The 20,042-nt window shown below is 46.7% G+C and carries 17 protein-coding genes and 1 pseudogene; 11 read left to right on the top strand and 7 right to left on the bottom strand.

Features of this window, described 5'->3' with window-relative positions; genetic code table 11:
- Positions 1-44 precede the first annotated feature (44 nt).
- Positions 45-740 (top strand): hypothetical protein, encoded by a 696-nt coding sequence (locus ACXAD8_RS18570; RefSeq protein WP_475231466.1) that lies wholly within the window; start codon positions 45-47, stop codon positions 738-740.
- 33 nt (positions 741-773) lie between these two features.
- On the opposite strand, the gene ACXAD8_RS18565 is transcribed toward ACXAD8_RS18570, so the two are convergent.
- Complete coding sequence (locus ACXAD8_RS18565) at positions 774-2,156, bottom strand: aminotransferase-like domain-containing protein (RefSeq protein ID WP_475231465.1); 1,383 nt, start codon at positions 2,154-2,156, stop codon at positions 774-776.
- Positions 2,157-2,302: 146 nt separating this feature from the next.
- Here ACXAD8_RS18565 and ACXAD8_RS18560 point away from each other — a divergent pair, with 146 nt between their 5' ends.
- The 5 genes from ACXAD8_RS18560 to ACXAD8_RS18540 all read left to right on the top strand — a co-directional run bounded on the left by ACXAD8_RS18560 (position 2,303) and on the right by ACXAD8_RS18540 (position 8,226).
- Positions 2,303-3,703, top strand: coding sequence for a pyridoxal phosphate-dependent decarboxylase family protein (locus tag ACXAD8_RS18560; protein ID WP_475231464.1), 1,401 nt, complete (start codon positions 2,303-2,305; stop codon positions 3,701-3,703).
- A gap of 795 nt (positions 3,704-4,498) precedes the next feature.
- Complete coding sequence (locus ACXAD8_RS18555; protein ID WP_475231463.1) at positions 4,499-5,347, top strand: DUF3014 domain-containing protein; 849 nt, start codon at positions 4,499-4,501, stop codon at positions 5,345-5,347.
- Positions 5,348-5,359: 12 nt separating this feature from the next.
- Positions 5,360-5,905: a DUF1285 domain-containing protein gene (locus ACXAD8_RS18550; protein WP_475231462.1), complete on the top strand. Its 546-nt coding sequence runs from the start codon at positions 5,360-5,362 to the stop codon at positions 5,903-5,905.
- Positions 5,906-6,410: 505 nt separating this feature from the next.
- Positions 6,411-6,902, top strand: coding sequence for a hypothetical protein (locus ACXAD8_RS18545; protein WP_475231461.1), 492 nt, complete (start codon positions 6,411-6,413; stop codon positions 6,900-6,902).
- Between the two features lie 25 nt (positions 6,903-6,927).
- Positions 6,928-8,226, top strand: coding sequence for a metal-dependent hydrolase family protein (locus ACXAD8_RS18540; protein WP_475231460.1), 1,299 nt, complete (start codon positions 6,928-6,930; stop codon positions 8,224-8,226).
- A 44-nt stretch (positions 8,227-8,270) separates the two neighbouring features.
- Here the strand turns inward: ACXAD8_RS18540 and ACXAD8_RS18535 are convergent, their stop codons facing one another.
- Complete coding sequence (locus ACXAD8_RS18535; protein ID WP_475231459.1) at positions 8,271-8,672, bottom strand: MAPEG family protein; 402 nt, start codon at positions 8,670-8,672, stop codon at positions 8,271-8,273.
- Between the two features lie 133 nt (positions 8,673-8,805).
- Between ACXAD8_RS18535 and ACXAD8_RS18530 the strand changes: the two genes are divergently transcribed.
- Both ACXAD8_RS18530 and ACXAD8_RS18525 read left to right on the top strand, forming a co-directional pair.
- Positions 8,806-9,549 (top strand): alpha/beta hydrolase-fold protein, encoded by a 744-nt coding sequence (locus ACXAD8_RS18530; RefSeq protein ID WP_475231458.1) that lies wholly within the window; start codon positions 8,806-8,808, stop codon positions 9,547-9,549.
- 276 nt (positions 9,550-9,825) lie between these two features.
- Positions 9,826-10,272 (top strand): GyrI-like domain-containing protein, encoded by a 447-nt coding sequence (locus tag ACXAD8_RS18525; RefSeq protein WP_475231457.1) that lies wholly within the window; start codon positions 9,826-9,828, stop codon positions 10,270-10,272.
- An 81-nt stretch (positions 10,273-10,353) separates the two neighbouring features.
- Here ACXAD8_RS18525 and ACXAD8_RS18520 read toward each other — a convergent pair whose 3' ends face one another.
- The 3 genes and pseudogenes from ACXAD8_RS18520 to ACXAD8_RS18510 form a co-directional block, all read right to left on the bottom strand.
- A complete protein-coding gene (locus ACXAD8_RS18520) occupies positions 10,354-10,668 on the bottom strand; it encodes a helix-turn-helix domain-containing protein (protein ID WP_475231456.1) in 315 nt (104 codons plus the stop codon).
- Positions 10,655-10,756, bottom strand: a pseudogene (locus tag ACXAD8_RS18515) (type II toxin-antitoxin system RelE/ParE family toxin); the annotation flags it as partial. The pseudogene ACXAD8_RS18515 and the gene ACXAD8_RS18520, both read right to left, overlap by 14 nt.
- Positions 10,757-10,853: 97 nt before the next feature.
- Positions 10,854-11,372 carry a hypothetical protein gene (locus ACXAD8_RS18510; protein WP_475231455.1) on the bottom strand — a complete coding sequence of 173 codons (519 nt, stop codon included), beginning with the start codon at positions 11,370-11,372 and terminating at the stop codon, positions 10,854-10,856.
- A gap of 438 nt (positions 11,373-11,810) precedes the next feature.
- On the opposite strand from ACXAD8_RS18510, the gene ACXAD8_RS18505 reads away from it, so the two are divergent.
- Positions 11,811-15,011 (top strand): alpha-amylase family glycosyl hydrolase, encoded by a 3,201-nt coding sequence (locus ACXAD8_RS18505; RefSeq protein ID WP_475231454.1) that lies wholly within the window; start codon positions 11,811-11,813, stop codon positions 15,009-15,011.
- A gap of 58 nt (positions 15,012-15,069) precedes the next feature.
- A complete protein-coding gene (locus ACXAD8_RS18500; RefSeq protein WP_475231453.1) occupies positions 15,070-17,580 on the top strand; it encodes an alpha-amylase family glycosyl hydrolase in 2,511 nt (836 codons plus the stop codon).
- A 57-nt stretch (positions 17,581-17,637) separates the two neighbouring features.
- On the opposite strand, the gene ACXAD8_RS18495 is transcribed toward ACXAD8_RS18500, so the two are convergent.
- Both ACXAD8_RS18495 and ACXAD8_RS18490 read right to left on the bottom strand, forming a co-directional pair.
- Positions 17,638-18,525, bottom strand: a complete 888-nt coding sequence (locus tag ACXAD8_RS18495) for a M14 family metallopeptidase (RefSeq protein WP_475231452.1) — start codon at positions 18,523-18,525, stop codon at positions 17,638-17,640.
- 82 nt (positions 18,526-18,607) lie between these two features.
- The gene (locus tag ACXAD8_RS18490; RefSeq protein WP_475231451.1) at positions 18,608-18,814 is read right to left on the bottom strand and encodes a hypothetical protein; all 207 of its coding nucleotides are present in this window, start codon (positions 18,812-18,814) and stop codon (positions 18,608-18,610) included.
- A gap of 250 nt (positions 18,815-19,064) precedes the next feature.
- On the opposite strand from ACXAD8_RS18490, the gene ACXAD8_RS18485 reads away from it, so the two are divergent.
- Positions 19,065-20,009: an acyltransferase family protein gene (locus tag ACXAD8_RS18485; RefSeq protein WP_475231450.1), complete on the top strand. Its 945-nt coding sequence runs from the start codon at positions 19,065-19,067 to the stop codon at positions 20,007-20,009.
- Positions 20,010-20,042 lie beyond the last annotated feature (33 nt).

The raw sequence follows: 20,042 nt of genomic DNA, 5'->3' as shown, positions 1-20,042 counted from the left end.
GTAGTATCTTTTTGGAATAACACTGTCCCTGGAAAGGTCATATTATGCGCTCTTTAGCAGCAAATACTTTGCTTATTTTTGTTTCACTATTTGTTTATCATCAGTACTTTCAAGAAAAAGAAACGCAAACTTTCACCACTAACAACAGCCATGCAGAACCAATAAGCCAGGCCGGTTACGCCCAGAAACATGAACTGGAAGCACTGGCAAACCAAATCAGGAAAGTTGAGCAAATGCTTGATGTCTTATTGCAGGAAAGCGATAAAATCAATATGACTGAGTCTCCGAATGCTGAGTACCGCACATCAACTCCACCTGAGCATGAGCTGGCTAGCGAAGCAGGAAAAGTGTCTCACTCCCCCGAGACGCAAATTGAAGCAACAAAGAAAATTGCGAATCGTTTACAGCATTTAAACGAGCAATATTATGACGAAAGCATCGATACCGAATGGGCGAATATGCTGGAGTTAAATTACTTGGAATTGTCCACTAAACATATGCAATCAGGTGACTTAGAGTTTGGCAGTTTTAACTGTAAAACTTCACTGTGTAAGTTGGAGATTTATAACGCTGACTTTTTAGGTAGGGAATGGTCTTCATTTTTTACAGAGTTCGAATCAAAAATGAATGAACTTAGCACTGAAAAGAGCTGGTCAATGGAGCTTGCAGAGCTGAGCCACCTCGAAGGGGAAGGAGTCAGCCAAAACATTGAAATTTTCTATCGGAAGAAAAACCTCTGATTTGAAGCCATTCCTAAAACTGTACACTGCCAGTTAATAAGCTGTATTTTGCTCAATCTTTTGCAGCAAAATATCCAGCTCGCGCTTTCGCTCATCATCCAGTGGCCAACCGCAATTAATGCGAAAATAATCCTGATAACAATTACGAGAAGAAAACAGCTTACCTGGCCTGATGGCAATTTGCTCAGTATCTAAATCTGCGGCCAGTTGCTCACTGTTCAATTGAGGCACCTGGCACCACAGCACCATGCCCCCCTGCGGCTGAGATACCGCCAGATCAACCTGAGTATTGCTAAGCAAATATTGTCGATAATCCCGCACCTGCTGGCTGAGTTGAGGTAGCAGTTTTTTAAGGTGTTTACGATAATTTCCACTGGCAATAAAATCCGCCAAAATGGCCTGTAACGGCATATTCACCCCCATAGACTCTGCATGTCTTCGGGCTACAAACTGCTGATAAAAACGGCCTGGCTCACACCAACCAATTCGATAACTGGCGCACAGGGTTTTAGAAAACGAGCTACACCAAAGTACGTTGCCGTCACTATCCCAATGCTTAATGGGCAAAGGCAATACCCCGTCAAAACTTAACTCCTGATAGACATCATCCTCAATCACCGGAAACTGATAGCGGTTTGCCAGTTCGGCGATTGCGGCTTTGTGGGCATTACTGAACTGATGACCCAATGGATTTTGATAGTTAGCGGTCACCAACAGCGCAGAGGCTCGGCCCTCTCGCATAATAATTTCCAGGTGGTCTAAATCTATGCCCTGAAGGGTACTGGGTATCTCCAACACTCGTCGTTGTAATCTGCTCAGTATTTCCAGCAAGCCATTAAAGCAGGGGGAAGCCACCACCACAGTATCACCCGGCCGCGTGGTAATTTCCAAAGCCAGCCGAACACTGTCCAGGCAACCATGACCCATAACGATACGCCGGGCATCGGGGTTAAATCCGGAGGCGGCATAATGAGCAGCCAGTGCACCGCGTAAAAATGGGTGTCCTGCACTGTCGCCGTAGTGCAATCCTTGAGTATTGCTGCGTTTGAATACGGATTTAGCGGTTCTAGCAAGTTGCTGCAAAGGCAACAAAGATTCGGCAATCTGCGCCGTTGCCAGAGGATGCCGACTGTAAATTAGAGGTTGTTCAGAGGGAACCAGGGGTTTTGGGGAGAATTGTTGTAACGGCACCGACCTGAGATTAAGCACCGGTTTTTGTGCAAAGTAACCCGCTCGGGGACGGGTACTGGCATAGCCGCGCTCAATCAAGACATTGTAGCAATTCAATGCCGTTGTCATGCTTACCTGTTGTTGGCGACTAAAGTCTCTCACAGATAACAAACGTTGCCCTGAAGTCACTGTGCCATTATCTATTTCTGCCATCAGTTGCGATGCCAATGCTTTGTACTGAATCATATTGCCGTTGACTAATAATCTAAACTCTAAGCAAAAGCTATCGCTTACAACGCAATCTGTATACTTTTATTTGTCACTTTTTGTATCTGTTATCTTTTTTGTGATCCAGTAAAGTGCCTGTACACATCACCTGAAGGCAGTAAACCATGACTAACAACCCATTTTCCTCACCCAACAATAACGAGTGGCAGGAGCTCATCAGGCGCTTTGCTCAGCAATCACAGCAGTTTCTGGATAATATTGAAGACTTTCCGGTGGCAAACCTCAGTGCGGAATTGCCGCCTGCGTCACTGCCAGAACAGGGGCTGGGCACAGAATCAGCCGCCGATTTATTAGCGACAAAACTCATCCCGCAAATGTCCGCCAGCCGTGGTCCGAGATATTGGGGCTTCGTTACCGGCGGAGCTACGCCTGCAGCCACATACGCCGACTGGTTGGTGTCGTTACTGGACCAAAACGTATCTAAAAGTGGCGACTCCATTGCCAGTCTGGTAGAACAGCAGGCCATAAAGTGGTTGGTGGCATTGTTTGATTTACCCGATAGTTTTACCGGCTTATGCACCACAGGTGCTACTGCATCCAATTTTCTTGCCGCCGTTACCGCCAGACAGTTCGCCGGCGATCAGCAATATATCGACATTGCCAAACAAGGTATGGGGAGCCTGAATGTAGAGATTTTTAGTGCCTGCCCACACGCCAGTATGATAAAAACGCTGGGCCTGGCAGGATTTGGTCAGGATGCCATTCGCTGGATAAAAACACTGCCAAACTCAGAATGTATGGACCCGGACGATCTTGCCACCCAGTTACAGCAAAGTCAGGCATCCAGCAAAATCGTTATCAGTAGTGCGGCGACCGTGACTGGCACCAGTTTTGATGATTTACAGCGCATATCTCGCCTTTGTCAGGCTCATTCAGCCTGGCTACATGTAGATGCCGCATTTGGTATTTTCGCCCGGCTAATGCCAACCAAGAAACACCTGAGTCAGGGCCTTGAGCTGGCGGACTCCATCACCCTCGACGGTCACAAATGGCTAAACGTGCCCTACGATTGTGGTTTCTTTCTAACCCGGCATCAGCGCTTTTTATACGAAAGTTGCCATGTGGCAGCTCCATATCTGGTGCAATCGGATAGCACACCGGACTTTATGTCATTGGGTATTGAAAACTCCAGGCGGTTCAGAGCGTTGCCAGTCTGGATGACGTTGCAAGCTTATGGCAAAACGGGAGTGCGTTCGTGGGTAGAGAAAAATTGTCGCCAGGCTGCAACCCTGGCTCACTACATGGAAGCCAGTACTGATTGGGAGTTGGCCTTTCCCTGTGAGCTTAATGTGGTTTTGTTTCGTCCCGGTTCGAAAATACTCAGCAAAGTGAGTTGCCAGCAAATATTGCAGCAAATTAACAGTCGCGGAAAGGTGTTCTTTAGTCCTGGTCAGTGGCAGGGCCAAGCCATTATTCGCGCCGCGTTGAGCAACTGGCAAACCGAAGACGCCGATGTCGCGTTGGCTACTCAGGAATTGCATGCAATAGCACAGCAGTACAACTAAGCAACCCAGTTGGCCAGGGAGAGATCGCGAGCCTTTTTTGAGCAACACTCGAACATAATCAGCTCTAATCGGAGCCAAATGCTAATTAATTTGCCCTGTAATACTGAAGCGAGACTATCAACCACCCTTCAGACTCCCTAGTTGAGTTTGCTGGTAGGTAGACTTTTTTCGACGATGTAATCTAATTCAACCACTGTTGTTTGATTGAAATCATTGTCGGGGCGCCGACTGCGCCTCAAGGGGACCGGGCTGCGCCCCCCTTAAGAATCCCCCGCAGCCCCTGACGCGCAAAAGCATAAACTTCACCATCAGAACAACGACGACCATCAATGACAGCACATCCCTGTGCTGGGCATTGATTGAGATATCATCCCTGATATCTCTCATCGTTGTTTTAACTGATGGCGCAGTTTATTGCGCGTAAAGGGAAACATACTTTAGCGCTTCGAACAAACTTTGACCTAACTGAATCCATATACGAGTCAGTTTGGCTTTATCTTATAATGTAAATATTTTGCTTCTGGGCAATGTGGTCGAAATATAAGCACTCATGCTCTCACCCTACCCAATTGGAAATCTTAGGGTTGCCAACTAATCGCTGAAATAGTGATATCTGTATAGCTCATGGCGGTAAAATGCCAATTCAGTTTAAATTAATTGAACTAATGTCATGATTTGGCTTGAAAAACGCCTGCTGAAACCAAAGATCAACACAAGAAATTATCAGTTTTTTCGTGCAAATTAAGCAGGCTTGCATTACTTTTAAAGTTAATATCACAGGAACCCGGTACAGTTATGACAGATAACGAAAATACCCCAAATACAGCGAAGTCTCCGGCCTTTTATTTCGCCCTCGCGGCTGGCGTTGTAATACTGCTGGTCGTTATTTATCTGCTATTTTCTGGTGACGCTGAGCAAGCTGAAAAGCCCCAACCGGTGGAAGTACCAATTGTCACCGAACCGGATCCAGAGCCAGTTACCCTGCCTGAACCCGAGCCTGAGCCAGAAGAAGTTCTGCCTCCTGAGCCTGTTCCTATGCCAGAACCCACGCCTGAGCCAGAGCCTGAACCAATTGATGTCAGCGACGCTGCCGTGAAAACAGCCATCGTCAGCCTGGCGGAAATGCCGACGCTGGCAAGATTTCTGGTGGATGAAGATTTGCTGCGCCGTTTTGTGGTGTTCACTGAAAATCTGGCAAATGAACAACTGGCCGCCAGACATCACCTGTTACGGGCGCCAGAAAACAGTTTCAGAGTCTATCGTCAGGCCGGTAAGGAGTGGATAGACTCCTCCAGTTATCAACGTTACAGCGGCTATGTCAATGCGCTGGATAGTATAGAAGCAGAAGATTTGCTGGATCTGTATCAGGTCTACAAACCCACCATTTCTGAAATTTTTGCGGAAATCGGCAATCCTGATGAAGATTTTGACTACCGACTGATGGATGCCATCGATCACTTGCTGGATACACCGGAAATCCCGGTACCGGTTGAAGTGTACACGGATAGTGTTATGTACAAGTATCGCATTGATCAGGTGGAAGATTTGACCGCTCCACAAAAACAACTGTTGCGCACAGGCCCGGAAAACATGCGCGTTATCAAAGCCAAGCTTAGGGAAATCAAAGCACTGTTAGATCAGTAGGCTCTGTCTGCGATGGATCTGGCCGCACTGCAAAAAAGCCTTTCGGGCAAGGGCAAATTGCCTCCGGTGGAGCAGTGGAACCCTGACTTTTGCGGTGATATAGACCTGCAGATAAAACAGGATGGCCAATGGTACTACATGGGTACACCCATTGGCCGCAAAGCACTGGTAAAACTGTTTTCCGGAGTGCTCAAACGCGAAAAGCAAGATTATTTTCTGGTAACGCCCGTAGAAAAAGTGGGTATCAAAGTTGAAGATGTGCCATTTATCATTACTCAGTGGCGTTACGAAGACGGTTATTTAGTGCTCACCTCATCACTAGACGATGAAATTGTGGTGAGCCAACAAAACCCGGTTGAACTCAGATACCATCCTCTACACGAAACCTGGCTACCCTACGTTTTAGTCAGACGAAACTTATGGGGCAGGCTTCACCAAAACGTACTTTACCAACTCACCGACCACACTGAAGCTCAGCAAATCACTTGCCCTGATACCAATAAACAGGTCTTACAGATAAAAAGTGGCGATTATTCGCTACATTTAGGCTACCTGTAATACACATTTAGCACTTTCAGATTGAGAGTTTGTCAGAGCCGAAAAAACACACTAGCATGGGATTTCCGGGGATTAATACCACAACTCCGCTATGAAAATTGCACCAAAATTATTTCCATTTCAATTAGTAGGCGACTTGAAGACGATGAGTTCTGTAATGCAATTCTGCTGAAAAAAACACAGGGGTAAAAGGAAAAACACCTTAAACGAAACAACAGAAGCGCCCAAGAGCAATTACAAAGATGCGTTTAGCGAGGTCGATATAAACAGATTCAGACACTGCGACACGCTTTTACAGAACTTTTTTCAGGCTCAGGATGTCAATACCATTAATGCTTTGAAAAACTATACGGAGCTTAACCCAGAGGATTCAGTTGCACAGTTTCACTGGCAATCTGTAGCGCCCTAATTTGCTTTATTGATAGCGAGTTGCTAACGTTGCGCAAATTTCTGCTGTTGTCCAGAGCGCTGGTCAGGCAACCTTATCCACCTACCGGAGCTGTTTGTGTCATTATCTTTACCAGGTGTTATTCATACCTTATTTGGCTTGTTGGCACTGGCTCTGGCAATAACCCTTATTGCCAAACATCAACGCATTCCACTTAACCAGCCCCTAGGTAAGCTCTACGCATTATTTACTGCTATCACAGCCGCGACGTCATTTTTAATTTTCAACCACGGTGGATTTAACCCCGCTCATGCCTTAGCGGTTATGACTTTGGCTGCATTGCTAATCGCAATTTTGCTCTCTCTGTTTAAAGTCTTTGGTACTGTCACGCCCTATGTGCAGCTAACTTTAATGAGCAGTACCCTATTGTTTCATCTGCTCCCAGCGGTAACAGAAATTTTGATGCGCTTGCCGGTTGACGCCCCCATGGTAGAAAACCTGGAAGATCCTTTGTTACATCAGGTATTTTTAGTCATTTTTGTATTATTCTTATTGCTCCTGTTTTGGCAAATTGCCAAGCTTAAAAAGAAAACAATATACATCCGTTAACTGCACCAGATTGGAGGCTCGGGTTTTGAAAAGTCGAATACTAAGCATACTACTATGCACCCTTTTTACACTCTGCAGTGCTCAGGCTGTCGCCCTGACCTATATTCACGCCGGGAAAATAATCCCAGCCAATTCCGATGAGATCCTGTTCCGCTCCACTATTATCGTTGATGGTAACAAGATTGTTGCGGTTGAAAGCGGCTACTCCACACCAGACTTTGGCGATACCCTGATTGACCTGAAAGACGCCACAGTGATGCCCGGCCTGATGGATATGCACGTTCACTTATCCTCACAGCAAGGGCCCGGTACTTACATAGAGCGGTTCACCAAAAACGAAGCCGATTATGCGCTTAAAAGTGTCAAATATGCCGAGATGACGCTGCTTTCGGGCTTTACCACAGTGCGCAACCTGGGCGACAGATACAACGAAACAGTGGCGCTAAAGCGCGCTATTAATGCTAGGGATATTGTCGGTCCCAGAATTTACACCGCCGCCAAAAGTATAGCCACTACCGGTGGACACGCCGATCCGACTAATGGCAGTAATCACGATATTATGGGCGATCCGGGTCCCAGAGAAGGTGTAGTTAATGGTATTGCTGACGCCCGGAAGGCCGTCAGACAGCGCTACAAAGACGGTGCCGATCTGATAAAAATCACCGCAACCGGCGGAGTGTTAAGTCTCGCCAAAAACGGCCAAAACCCGCAGTTTATGGATGATGAACTACAGGCCATTGTAGCAACCGCAAAAGACTATGGTATGACTGTCGCGGTTCACGCCCATGGAAAAGAAGGTATGGAACGGGCCATTCGAGCCGGAGTATCTTCAATCGAACACGGCACCTATATGGACGACAACACCATGGAACTGATGAAGCAATACGGCACTTATTATGTTCCGACGGTTCTGGCTGGCAAATGGGTAGCAGAAAAATCTCAAATAGATGGTTTCTTTCCCGATGTTGTACGCCCTAAAGCGGCTGCCATTGGCCCATTAATTCAAAATACCTTTGCCAAGGCGTTTCAGACCGGAGTCAAAATCGCTTATGGTACCGATTCTGGCGTATCAGCCCACGGTGATAATTGGCAGGAATTTATCTACATGGTAGAAGCTGGTATGCCACCACTAGATGCCATTCGCAGCGCCACCTGGCACGGTGCAGCATTGTTAAATGTTAGTGAGCAACTGGGTTCCATCGAAGCCGGTAAATTGGCGGACATCATTGCCGTATCTGGCGACCCTCTGCGAGACATCAACACCATGGGCAACGTGATATTTGTGATGAAAGACGGCGAAGTATTCAAACAACAGAATCAATAACTCATTATTTTAGCGCTCTGCAGCACAGCAGAGCGCGCCCTTGACTATATTGCCACCATCAGCAAATTGACCCACATTGCAACCACCACAAAAAATGAAGTAAAAAACACCAGCATACGGTGCAAAATATGGTTGTAGGTTATGTGAATAAAGGCGTGTACATAACGCAGAGCCACAAAAACCCAGGCTAAAATCAGCCCCAAACCGCTTTCAGCCTGCATAACAATATGCAAAATCGCAGCAGCGTAGAACAATACTGGTACTTCAAACTGATTGTTAAAGTTACGTCCGGTTTTGGCCACATATTCAGGCAATTCCTGGCCCTGCATTAACTTATAGAATCTGACTTTGACATCACCGGCTTTAACACTTTTCATGCGGCTGGACAGAGTAATCAGCCCCACCACCAGGGTTAAAACCACCATAGCAAACATTGCGAGTAACATGACGGGTTCCTTATTGGTTGTTTAATTTTTTTCACTTCCGGGGACAGAATATTGTGTATCGCAAATTGGCGCAATCCTCAGTTGTGATTCATAGTGTTAGTTAACACTTGGCAACCCTGATTGGAGAACCCCCATGCATAAGAGTTTTCACCAGTTTCCAAATGACTTTATGGGGCGAGATTTTTATCTGTGGAGCTACGGCCATTACGGACAGCCAGTATTGGTATTTCCCTCATCCTCAGGCATGGCTCACGAATGGGAAGACGCAGGTTTAATCAATTTATTAGCGCCCTTGATCAATGACGGTAAAGTTAAACTCTATTGCCCGGAAAGTAATGTGGCAAAAACATGGAACAGCGAACACAGTCATCCGGCAGATTATATCAAAGCTCACCAGGCCTATGAGCATTACATTATCAACCAAATCGTTCCCTGGATTTACCATGACTGCAGAATGGATAAACTCCCTCTGGTTACCACAGGTGTGAGTCTCGGAGCATATTACGCAGTAAACCACACCTTAAAATATCCTCATATTTTTAACACCTGTTTTGCCATGAGCGGACGCTACGAAATGACAGGTTTTACTCATGGCTTTAACAATGAGGATGTCTACTTCAACAACCCCATCGCCTACCTGTCCAACATGCATGGCGAGGTGTTACAGCAGGTACAATCGCAGTGCGAGTTTATCTTAACATGCGGCCAGGGCGCTTACGAAGGCGGTTGCCTGGAAGAAACCGTGCAGTTAAGTGAAATTATGCGCCACAAAGGTCTCAATGTGGTATGTGATATCTGGGGAGCCGAATCCATGCACGACTGGCCAGCTTGGAAGCAGCACATTATCAAACACTTTGGTCATGTTATTGGTTACTGACTCAACACCTTTGTGCATGGTGCTTCAGCCCAGAACAAGGTCATGAACGATTTTTGAATGGAACTCAGACTCTCCCTCATGCCGAAATGGCCGACACTGAATTTTAGGCGAAGTCCTTATAGAGACCTGTTTTTTCTGTTTGTGCTAAATCGCTGTGAAAATTTATTCTGTTAACTGTTATCCTCTGGAAAAATAATAATTTTTTAGTGAATTTTGAATTTACAGTCCATTGGACTAACTCAGAATTTGCAGTTACACAATAAAAAGGGAGTTGTAATGGAATTAAGATTCGTTTCAGAAAAAACGATTAGTGGATTATCAACCAAAACTGATAATGCAACAGAAATGAGTGCCAATGGAAGAATACCGGGCTTGTGGCAATCTTTTGATAAGAACGTGCCAGTTGACTATAAAAATGGCGAGCGTGTTTACGGTGTTTATTATAACTACGAATCAGACCACAACGGGTTATTTACTGTTCTCGCAGGCTTTGATGGTCAGTCATATCCACCAAATATCGATATTGAAAAAGTCATCATTCCTCAGGGTAAATATCTGGTTTTCACCCAAAAAGGTGAGATGCCACAAATTGCTATCAATGCGTGGACACAAGTATGGGAATACTTCACAAACGAAAATTGTGAGCATCAAAGATTGTTTACAACCGACTTTGAATATTATCCAAATGGCAATCAAATAGAAGTGCATATTGCGATTAGTTAACAACTCAAAAAGCTTAAAACTAAGTGGTCACTGACTTTTAGGCTTTGTTGCCAAAATAGCAGTTGGTGTCTTTGGTATTTATTATAACTCAGCTATGTGAGCCAGGGTTCCAGGGTGCCGCTGAACTAGCTTAAGAAGCGTTACAGCCAGACTATTTGGCGCGCTTCGACCCTGCTCCCAATTCTCCAGCGTACGGGAAGACGTGTGTAGAAGTCGAGCAAACACCCCACGAGACATATTAAACTGTTCTCGGATATTGACGATTTCATTAGGCGATATTTTCACCTCGACAATTTCATCAACCTTGTGAGTTTTTAACGTTAACTTGCCTTCTGAATGCGCTTTAGCTTCTGTTAAAGCTGAGCTTAGTTCGGCAAATAGATTACGATTGCTCATGACGCCAGGCCTCCATAAAAGCTTTTAGCTGTTTCTTTTGATCTGCAGTTAAGTCTGACATTTCGTTTTTGCCATAAATGGTTAGCATAGAAATAGGTTTTTCATTATCTAATAAGGTACGTTAAATGCGTATAGTGCGCAACACCCATACGCACTTAACGTACTAAGCGTTCAGATAACCCGAATCAACTCATAAAAGCGATGGATTTATACTGATTTACTGAATTTTCGGCATTTTTCTGGCCAGCAATGTCTTCCTTATTTGCCCTTTCATTAGCTTGTTTAACCAATTCCTCCAGTGCTTCCTTCAGTTTTTCCAGTTTATTTTTAAGGTGATTCAGCTCTTTCTTTTGTGCTTCAGTGTGGGGCTTCTGATCACTCAGGGCATCGATGGCGGATTCAGTTTTTTCAATCTCGTCTTTCAGCTCGTCCATTTTTTCTTGATCGATTCCCAATCGATTAAGCGTAAGTCGCTCAAGTGCCTCTTCCAGAAAACTCTTTTGCTCCTCAGAAGCGGCAATAGATGTCCCGTCTGTTTCACTTTTTTCACCAACGTAGGCAGCTTTTTGCCTGTTCTCTGGCTGCGCCGGGGTTTCGGTCAGAGACGCTGTCGAGGCTTGCGCTGTAGTTGAATCTTGCCCAGTAGTCCTGCCATTGCCATACATATTCTGCCATCGGTCATAATCTGCCTGCGACACTATCATGGTGATAACTCCTTATTACCTGGTTGAGCCACTCTGTCGAATTGCCACTGATATTGCAGCATGTGTGCCAGACGAAGGAGATAAATAGAATAAAATGCACTTCTTTTAGCTGCATACGTATTCATTTGATTATTTAATTTACCTATTCTTAACTACATACTTGTTAACTAATTGTTAACAGCTGAATAGGTGAACATACACCTAAATGTGCACAACAGGGGCCCTTCCATTTTGGAAATGCTTTAACAGCGGTGCAACGCCACTGTACCGGTTCGGGATAACCTGCCCCTGAGATACTAATTAAAAGAGAATTAAACGAGAAAGAACCTTGTATTCGATTGAATACGAGTCGACCTACTTGTGCCTGCATAAAACCAATAACCATTAATCACACACTGATGTTCTCGCATCAGAAACAACAAGTAACAGGAATCTCTTATGAACTGGAAAATTATTTCAGTCGGCTGCAGCCTGGTGTTATCTGGTCACGCCTATGCTGACTGGTTTTTTCGTGGCACAGCCAACAACTGGAGTGCAACCCAACTCATCGCCCAGGGCAATGACCAATATTCCACCTGCCAAAGCTTCGGCTCCGGTGATGCCGGAGGTGGGCCACGCTTTAAAATCGATCGATTCGGAGACTGGCAGGAAAGCTATCCTGGTGCAGATGTGCAGGTAACTACCAACCAAAGTTATCAGATTAGCTTTGATGCCATCAGCAAAAATATCAGCACCACTGCCGTAGCAGATTGCAACAGCCAGCCGGGTTTCAGCCAGCAGTTTGCTCAGCTGTTTTTCAGGGGCACAGCAAACAACTGGAATGCGGATGCCATGGCTCTGGTGGACAATAATACCTGGCAGTTAGATGTTGCCTTTGACGGTCAGGCCAACCAGCGCTTTAAACTGGATGTACAGGGAGACTGGTCGCAAAACTACGGCGACAGCAATAGTGATAACATCCTGGAATCATCCGGTGGCGATATCTATGTACAAGGTGTTGCCACTTACCGCATCACAGTAAACGATGCCACTCTGGCCTACTCGGTAGTCCCCATCTCTTCCTCTAATCTGCTCCCAGTAGCGGTAATCTCTCCCGGTGGCAGCATCTCAGTGGCGGTGAATGATAGCCTGGTACTGAGCGGTTCAGATTCATCCGATCAGGATGGTATTATCAGCCAATACAGCTGGAGCACTGGCGAGTCGACTGAGTCCATCAGTGTTGATACCTCCACACCGGGTAGTTTCAGTGTACAACTGACAGTCACCGATGATCAGGGCGGTTCGGATACGGACACGGTAACTATTAACGTAACGGAAATGAGCGGCGACAGCTGGTATTTCCGGGGTACGCCTAACAACTGGGCAACCACGGCCATGACTACGTCCGATGGCCAGGTGTTTTGCACCCAACAATCCTTTGCCGCCAATAATCCCAGATTTAAAATTGATCATTATGGCGACTGGACTGAGAGCTATCCCGGCAGCGATTATCTGGTAAACCCCAACAGCACTTATGACATTTGTTTTGACACTGGTGACAACAGCATCGATGCCACAGAAGTTGTCGGCGCTGATACCCAGCCACCGGTAGCCACAGCCACTCCTTCAGCGGGTTCCTACCAGGATACTCAATCAATAACACTGGCTATCACAGATAACCAGGACAGCGCACCACAACTTTATTACACCACGGATGGCAGCACGCCCACCAGCAGCTCAGCTTTATATTCCGGACAGAGCATCACAGCGTCGGATGTCGGAACAGGCACAGATTTGGTGATCAAAACCCTGGCGGTTGATGCGGATAGTAATCAACAGGTACAGACCTTCAGCTATCAGATAGGCGCCTTACCGGACAGCGGCGATTTTCGCAGCGAAACCATCTATTTTGTGATGACTGCACGCTTTTACGATGGTGACAGTAGCAACAACTACTACAACCGGGATCGCATAAAAGCGGGCGACCCACACTGGCGCGGCGATTTTAAAGGTCTGATCCAGCAACTGGATTACATCAAAGATCTGGGTTTTACTGCCATCTGGATCACCCCGCCGGTTGAGAATCGTTCTGGCCTGGATTACCACGGCTATCATGCCTACGACTTTTACCAGATAGATCCTCGACTGGAATCACCTGATGCCAGTTATCAGGACTTTATCAATGCCGCTCACAGCAAAGGACTGAAAGTGGTACAGGACGTGGTGGTAAATCACTCCGGTCAATATGGTTTGCGCGGCGAAGTGTGGATTGATCACTTACCCATTAAATACTATGTCCCGGCAGGAGCAGAGCAAGGTGATGTAGATAACGGCCCTTATCAGGGCAATCTGGGAGATTATAGCCGCCTGAATCGCGATGATAACGACAACCCGGTGGCCCCGCAGTGGTTCCGGGATCGCCATAATTCGGATCCAGATGGACTGGTGCCTCTGGTGGATCCTAAAACCGGTGTCACAGTTCCCAGTCCGGGTTACGACGCCAATCGCTTTTTCGGTATCGATGCCCAGGGATTGGATCCCAATTGGTATCACCTGGATGGCTTTATGGCCGGCGGTGACTGGGAAAACCCCAGCGCATTGCAGAAAAAGCACATGGCTGGCGACACAATCGATCTGGCTACTGGCAACCAGAACGTCAAAGATTACATAAATGGGGCGATTCAGATGTATCTGGATATGGGCGTGGACGCCATTCGTCTGGATACAGTAAAGCACGTTGAGCGCGATGAACTGCTGACCTACATTCACAACTGGCAAAGCCATAAACCCGGTTTGTTTGTATTTGGTGAAAACCTGGTAAAAGGCACCGGATGGGGTTCAGAAATTGCTAATGACAATGCTTCTGCAGTCATTCGCCCCTGGTGGTATACCCGCACCACGCAGGACCCGGCTAATCCCAATGGAGGTGGCGATTCAGGTTTAGCCGTACTGGACTTTTCGCTGTTCTCCACCTTCAGAGACAATGTCACCCGAGGTAATCTTGGCGGCGTCGGCGGGATATTCAGCATGGACTGGATCTATGGTGATGCCACTAAACTGGTAACCTTTTTCCAAAACCATGATGTTGGCCCGGATAACGATTTCAAATATCGCTTTGGAGGTGACCAGGCCCACGCCGCACTGGTTTATAACCTGCTATGGACGGTTCGCGGTATACCTTCACTGTATTACGGCGAAGAAATTATGTTTCAGGCTGGCCTGCCGCAAGATATCGCCAGTGCGAATGACACCATAGACCAAACCGGCCGGGCCTATTTTGGTCCTCACCTGGACGATCTCGGCACCACGCAGTCCCATCCTTTGTATCAACATATCAAGCGTCTCAATCAGATCCGCAAAGGGATCCCGGCACTGCAAAAAGCACCGATGAGTCAGGTGAACGAATGGAGCGCCGGTATGAGTTTTGTCCGCGATTTATCTTCTGAAGGCAGTTATGCCGTGGTGGGCCTGGCGGCTTCATCACCACAAAACATCACCGTCTCAGGAATACAAAATGGCACCTATACCGACGTTGTCAGCGGCACCAGCCTGACCACCAGCAATGGCAGCCTGCAATTTTCAGTACCGGCTTATTCAGCGCGGATCTGGGTGTTAAATGGCCCGGGTAAAATTGGCAGCGATGGCCTGTATCTGAAATAACCCACTCGCCCCGACAGTGCCACTGGCACTATCGGGGCAAACCTATGAGCAAACAACAATGAACAAACTTACTTTTTTCATGCTGCTAAGTGCAGTGTCCGGCAGTGTCAGTGCCGACTGGTATTTCCGCGGTACACCCAATAATTGGAACACCACGGCGTTGACGGATCAGGGCAACAATATTTTCACCACCTGCCAGAGCTTCGACGCTGGTGATGCCAGTGGTGGCCCCAGATTTAAAATAGACCGTTATGGCGACTGGGGCGAAAACTACCCCACCAGCGATTATACTGTAGCCGGTCAATCCAGTTACCAAATTGAATTTAACGCCACCAGCAAAGCCATTGCAGCAAACCCGGTAAGCAGTTGCACAGGCTCCGGATACAGCAGCAATTTTACGCAGCTGTATTTTCGGGGCACCGCTAATGGTTGGGGAACCTCTGCCATGCAATTGGTGGCGGATAATACCTGGCAAACTCAGGTGGATTTTGATGGTCAGGCCAATCAGCGCTTTAAGCTGGATATTTCTGGTGACTGGTCACAAAACTATGGCGACAGTGACAGTAATGGCATTCTGGAGCTAAGTGGCGCAGATATTTATACTTCAGTTAATGGTAGCTACCTGGTCACGGTCAACGACCAAACCCTGGCATACAACCTGTCAGTAGCCAGCACCTGTAGTCAAAACTGTGCACAGCCGGTGGACTTTTTAGGCGCTGAATACAGCCCGACACAAACGGTGTTTTCCATCTGGTCACCGGATCACAGCGACGTTAAAGTGCAGGTAAACGGCCAGCTTTACCCGCATACGCTAGTGCCCAATTTCAATGGTTACAGCGATGTCTATCAGGTAACCGTCAGCGGCGATCTACATTTGGCCGAATATACCTTTCTTATCAATGGCATTGAGGTCAGAGATCCTTACGGAAAGATGATTGAGCCGCAAAGCCACACCAATATCGTTTTGGATATGTCCCGATTACAGCCAGATGGTGGTTGGGCAGGCGCTCCGACCTTAATTGAGCGAGAAGATGCCGTAATCTATGAAGTGCATGTCAGAGACTTCACCATCGACAGTAGCTCCGGTGTCGATGCCAATAAAAAAGGCAAGTATCTGGGCATGGTGCAATCCGGCACCGAGTTCAACGGCTTAAAAACCGGTATCGATCACCTGAAAGAACTAGGCGTTACCCACGTTCAGCTGTTACCGGTTTACGACTTTGCCACCTGCGATGGATTGCCGGACAGCAATGATTGTTACAACTGGGGTTACGATCCGCGCAACTACAACATTCCCGAAGAGCGTTATTCTCTGACCCCAACTGACTACGAAAACCGGGTCAAAGAATTTAAGAACATGATCAACGAATTTCACAAAGCCGGTATCCGGGTCATTATGGACGTGGTGTACAACCACACCTACGGCAATGAAATGTTTGAAAACATCAGTAACCAGTACTTTTATCATCAAAATCTGGTGGTGGGCAATACCATCGATGACGGTGTGCCTATGGTAAGCCGTATGATTCGCGATTCGCTGGAATACTGGGCCACTGAATACAAAATTGATGGTTTTCGCTTTGATTTAGTGGGCGTGTTTAGCTATCAGAACTTTGGTGATTGGGGCGCACATCTGGAATCCGTTCTGCCCGGTCGAAATATCCTGATGTACGGCGAACCCTGGCCTGGCTGTTTTGGTTGTGTTGATGAACGGGAAGACTCCAGAGTAAGATTGGGCACCATAGGCCGGGTACACGAATCCCATGTAGGCGTGTTTAATCCCAAGTTTCGGGAAGCCATCAAGGGGCAGAATGATAACGGTGATTGTAATTCCGGAGATTGTTACGCCTTCAACGCCAATCCGGACACCTGGCGTATCGAAGTGGGCAGTCGCGGGGCGATTCGCTTCAATCAGGATGCCAATGTCGTAATTGACACCTGGGATGCCATGTTTGCCATGGATCCGGAACAAAGCATCAACTATGTGTCTGCTCATGACAACCTCACACTGCGGGACAAAATTCTGGAATGGGCGACACTCAATGGCGTTTCCCACACTTCAGCCTATTTAAAACGCATTCAGAATTTTGCCAACGGCATTGTGCTTACCAGTCAGGGTATCCCGTTTTTGCACGGCGGCGTGGAAATGCTGCGAGACAAACAGGGAGTTCACAACAGCTACAACGCCGGAGATGCCATCAACAAATATCAATGGCAATGGAAACAGGACCATCAGGATATCGTGGATTATTACGCCAGTGTGATCAGTATGCGCAATGCCCATCCGGGTTTCAGAATGAACACCTGGGATGAAGTGAACAATCACATCACGACCACCCTGCCCCGCTACGGCGTTGTAGTGAATCATATTGATGCTCAGGCCAATGGCGATAGCTGGTCTGAAATACTGGTGATTTACAACAGTGCTGATAATTACAGCTACAGTTTACCGGCTGGCAATTGGCAGGTCGCTATGCAAAATGGTGAAGGCTATCAGGCCAATGGCCCGGTGGTTTCAGGAAGTATAGTGGCCCAGGGAACAGCTGTGACGGTATTGTTTAAGCAATAAAGCCTTATACTTATAGCATCAGGCCTGTTACCACAAACAGGCCTCTATTGTTCGCCTTCAAACCTCATCCACAGCTATAAAAAAGCCATCATCTCCTTGCTTTTGATAACTGGGCAATACCACTCGCCCAGCAAACGAAGCTCGTACTTCAACGCCTTTATCTTTGGCCAACAGTTGCTGTTGTTCTATGACTTGTAAGTTCGTAAAGCCGGGTAACATCTCAAAAAAGCCCTGATGCGCGATGTGATATCGATATTTGACTCGGGTGAAGATTTCAGCAGCACCTTCAGTGTGAGCTCGTAAAAAAGCTTCGGCCTGCTGGTAACGTTCGGGGTTAATCAAACAGCCCGTGATACGTAAAAAACAGGCCAATGCGTTTTCTCCCACTACCTGAGTAATCTCAGCATCATGCTGACCACATTCCACCACCATGGTGCTGGTTACTTTATCAGCGTAATAAGCGGTTAAAGTGCCTGGCAGTATTTCCACCAGATCGGCGATGGCGGGCAAGGGTAACTGATGAGCAATACTTTCATTGACCTGAGTATGGGGAAAACAGGTAAATGGCGTGCCGTGCCCCGACATAGAATGCATGTCCAGCAAATACACTTTTTGCTCTTTAGGATGAGTTTCGATAAAGCCATTAATATGATCGATCAGATGCCGCGCTTCATGCCATTCCGGCACATCGGAATGGCTCTCGTTGAGGTAGTCTGATACAAAAAAGCGGTTAAGATCCCGTTCGATATAACGCTCATTGCGATTAGCGGCGATCAAATTACCGGTGATACCGACAATTTTCCCCACAAAGTCTTCATGTTTGAGGGTAACAGCCAATCGATCCATGGCCCGAAAGCCAACGTGCTCATTACCATGTAATGCGGCAACTACTATGATCAAAGGGCCTGGTTGGCCACTATCTAATTCCGCGAAAACCCGTTCCAAAAAATCTCCCACTCATACAACAACATCCACTCTGAAGATGGGAGTTTATCAGTAAACTTCAAGCGATAGCTGAAAAAATGCTTTATTCATTTTTAATCTGTGCCGACTCAGGCGGTGCAATGAACTGGCTGACTATCAGCAACAGCAGACCGGACAAATATTCTGGGTGAACTATCAAGCTTATACCTTGCCCGAAGGCGGCCCAACTGGCTCTGGCGATCAATAAAATCGCCAGCGCGATGCAAGTGACAAAAATCCCTTTGCGGACAATCAATTTCCTGTTTTTCATATCTATCCCTGATTTAAATTGCTGATTTATGATACAAGAATTGCACAAAATGTGAACCCGCTAAAAAGTCCAGTTTTTTACCTCAGGGCGTTCCCAGGTTTACATCTGAAGTTCTCAAGGCATAATCCCCTGTCGCAGAAACGGAAGACAATAAATTGGAAATAAGAAAACTCAATACCCTCAGAGGCCTGGCGGCCTTCATCGTTTTTTCTCACATTTTAGTGATGAAACACAATGGCTGAATGGCGTATTGGGTGGTGCCGCAGGACAATACGGTGTGATGCTGTTTTTCCTGCTAAGCGGTTTTTTGATGTCCCATTTGTATTTACACCGGGATTACAACCAAACCAATGTTAAGGATTATCTGCTGGCCCGGGCCGGGCGTATATTGCCACTATACCTGTTGATGGTGTTGGCCTCCTGGTGGCTGACAAAATCCGGTTCGGATGCTCTTTACAACATTCCGGATACAGGCACCCTTGCCGCACATTTGCTATTCATTTATGGCGAAAGTGTATTGTGGAGCATTTCTCCAGAAGTCATCTTTTACCTGCTGTTCATTCTAATCTGGCCTCTGGCAAGGCATCGTGCTGGATATATCTATGTCATTGTATTTACAGTTCTTGTTGCGTTGTTTTTCAGTAACTTTCCACGTTGGGTGGGCGAATTCCACGGTATGCCCTACAACCTGTTCAGGGTTTTGAGAAGCTTACCTTATTTCTTTGTGGGCCTGCTATTGGGTATGCACTATCGCACCCTGACGGTACCTGCTTACATGCGCAAAAACCGTTTTTTGCTGGCTTTGTTGTTAATTCCTTTGCTCTACCCGTCATTTTCACCGGTGACCACGGATGCAATTAAACGAATGTGGCTTAGTTATGAAGTACTGTTGGTAATGAGCGGTGTTTTCGCAGCCGTGGTTTTTCTGGTGCCAGACAATAACCGGCTATTGGCTAACAAGCTGGGAGATTTTTTAGGTAAAATCTCTTTTTCCCTGTATCTGTTTCACTTACCCATTATCAGAATGGTGCAACAGTGGTCGCTAAACACTGAACTAAAATTATTCCTGAGTTTAACCCTGACAATAATCTTAGCCTGGCTGTCCTGTCGCTATTTTGAACGCCCTGCTGCTAAGCTGATCCGGGGAACAGTTGCTTACAAGGCCCCAGCGGACAGTCCAATTATCAGTAAATAATCAGGCGTCAGGTTCGCATGAGAAGATGGTTGA

The sequence above is a fragment of the Planctobacterium sp. AWH2_060 genome (assembly GCF_056158425.1).
Note: the sequence above shows the minus strand (reverse complement) of the source record. Positions and strands in the feature narration are given on the sequence as shown.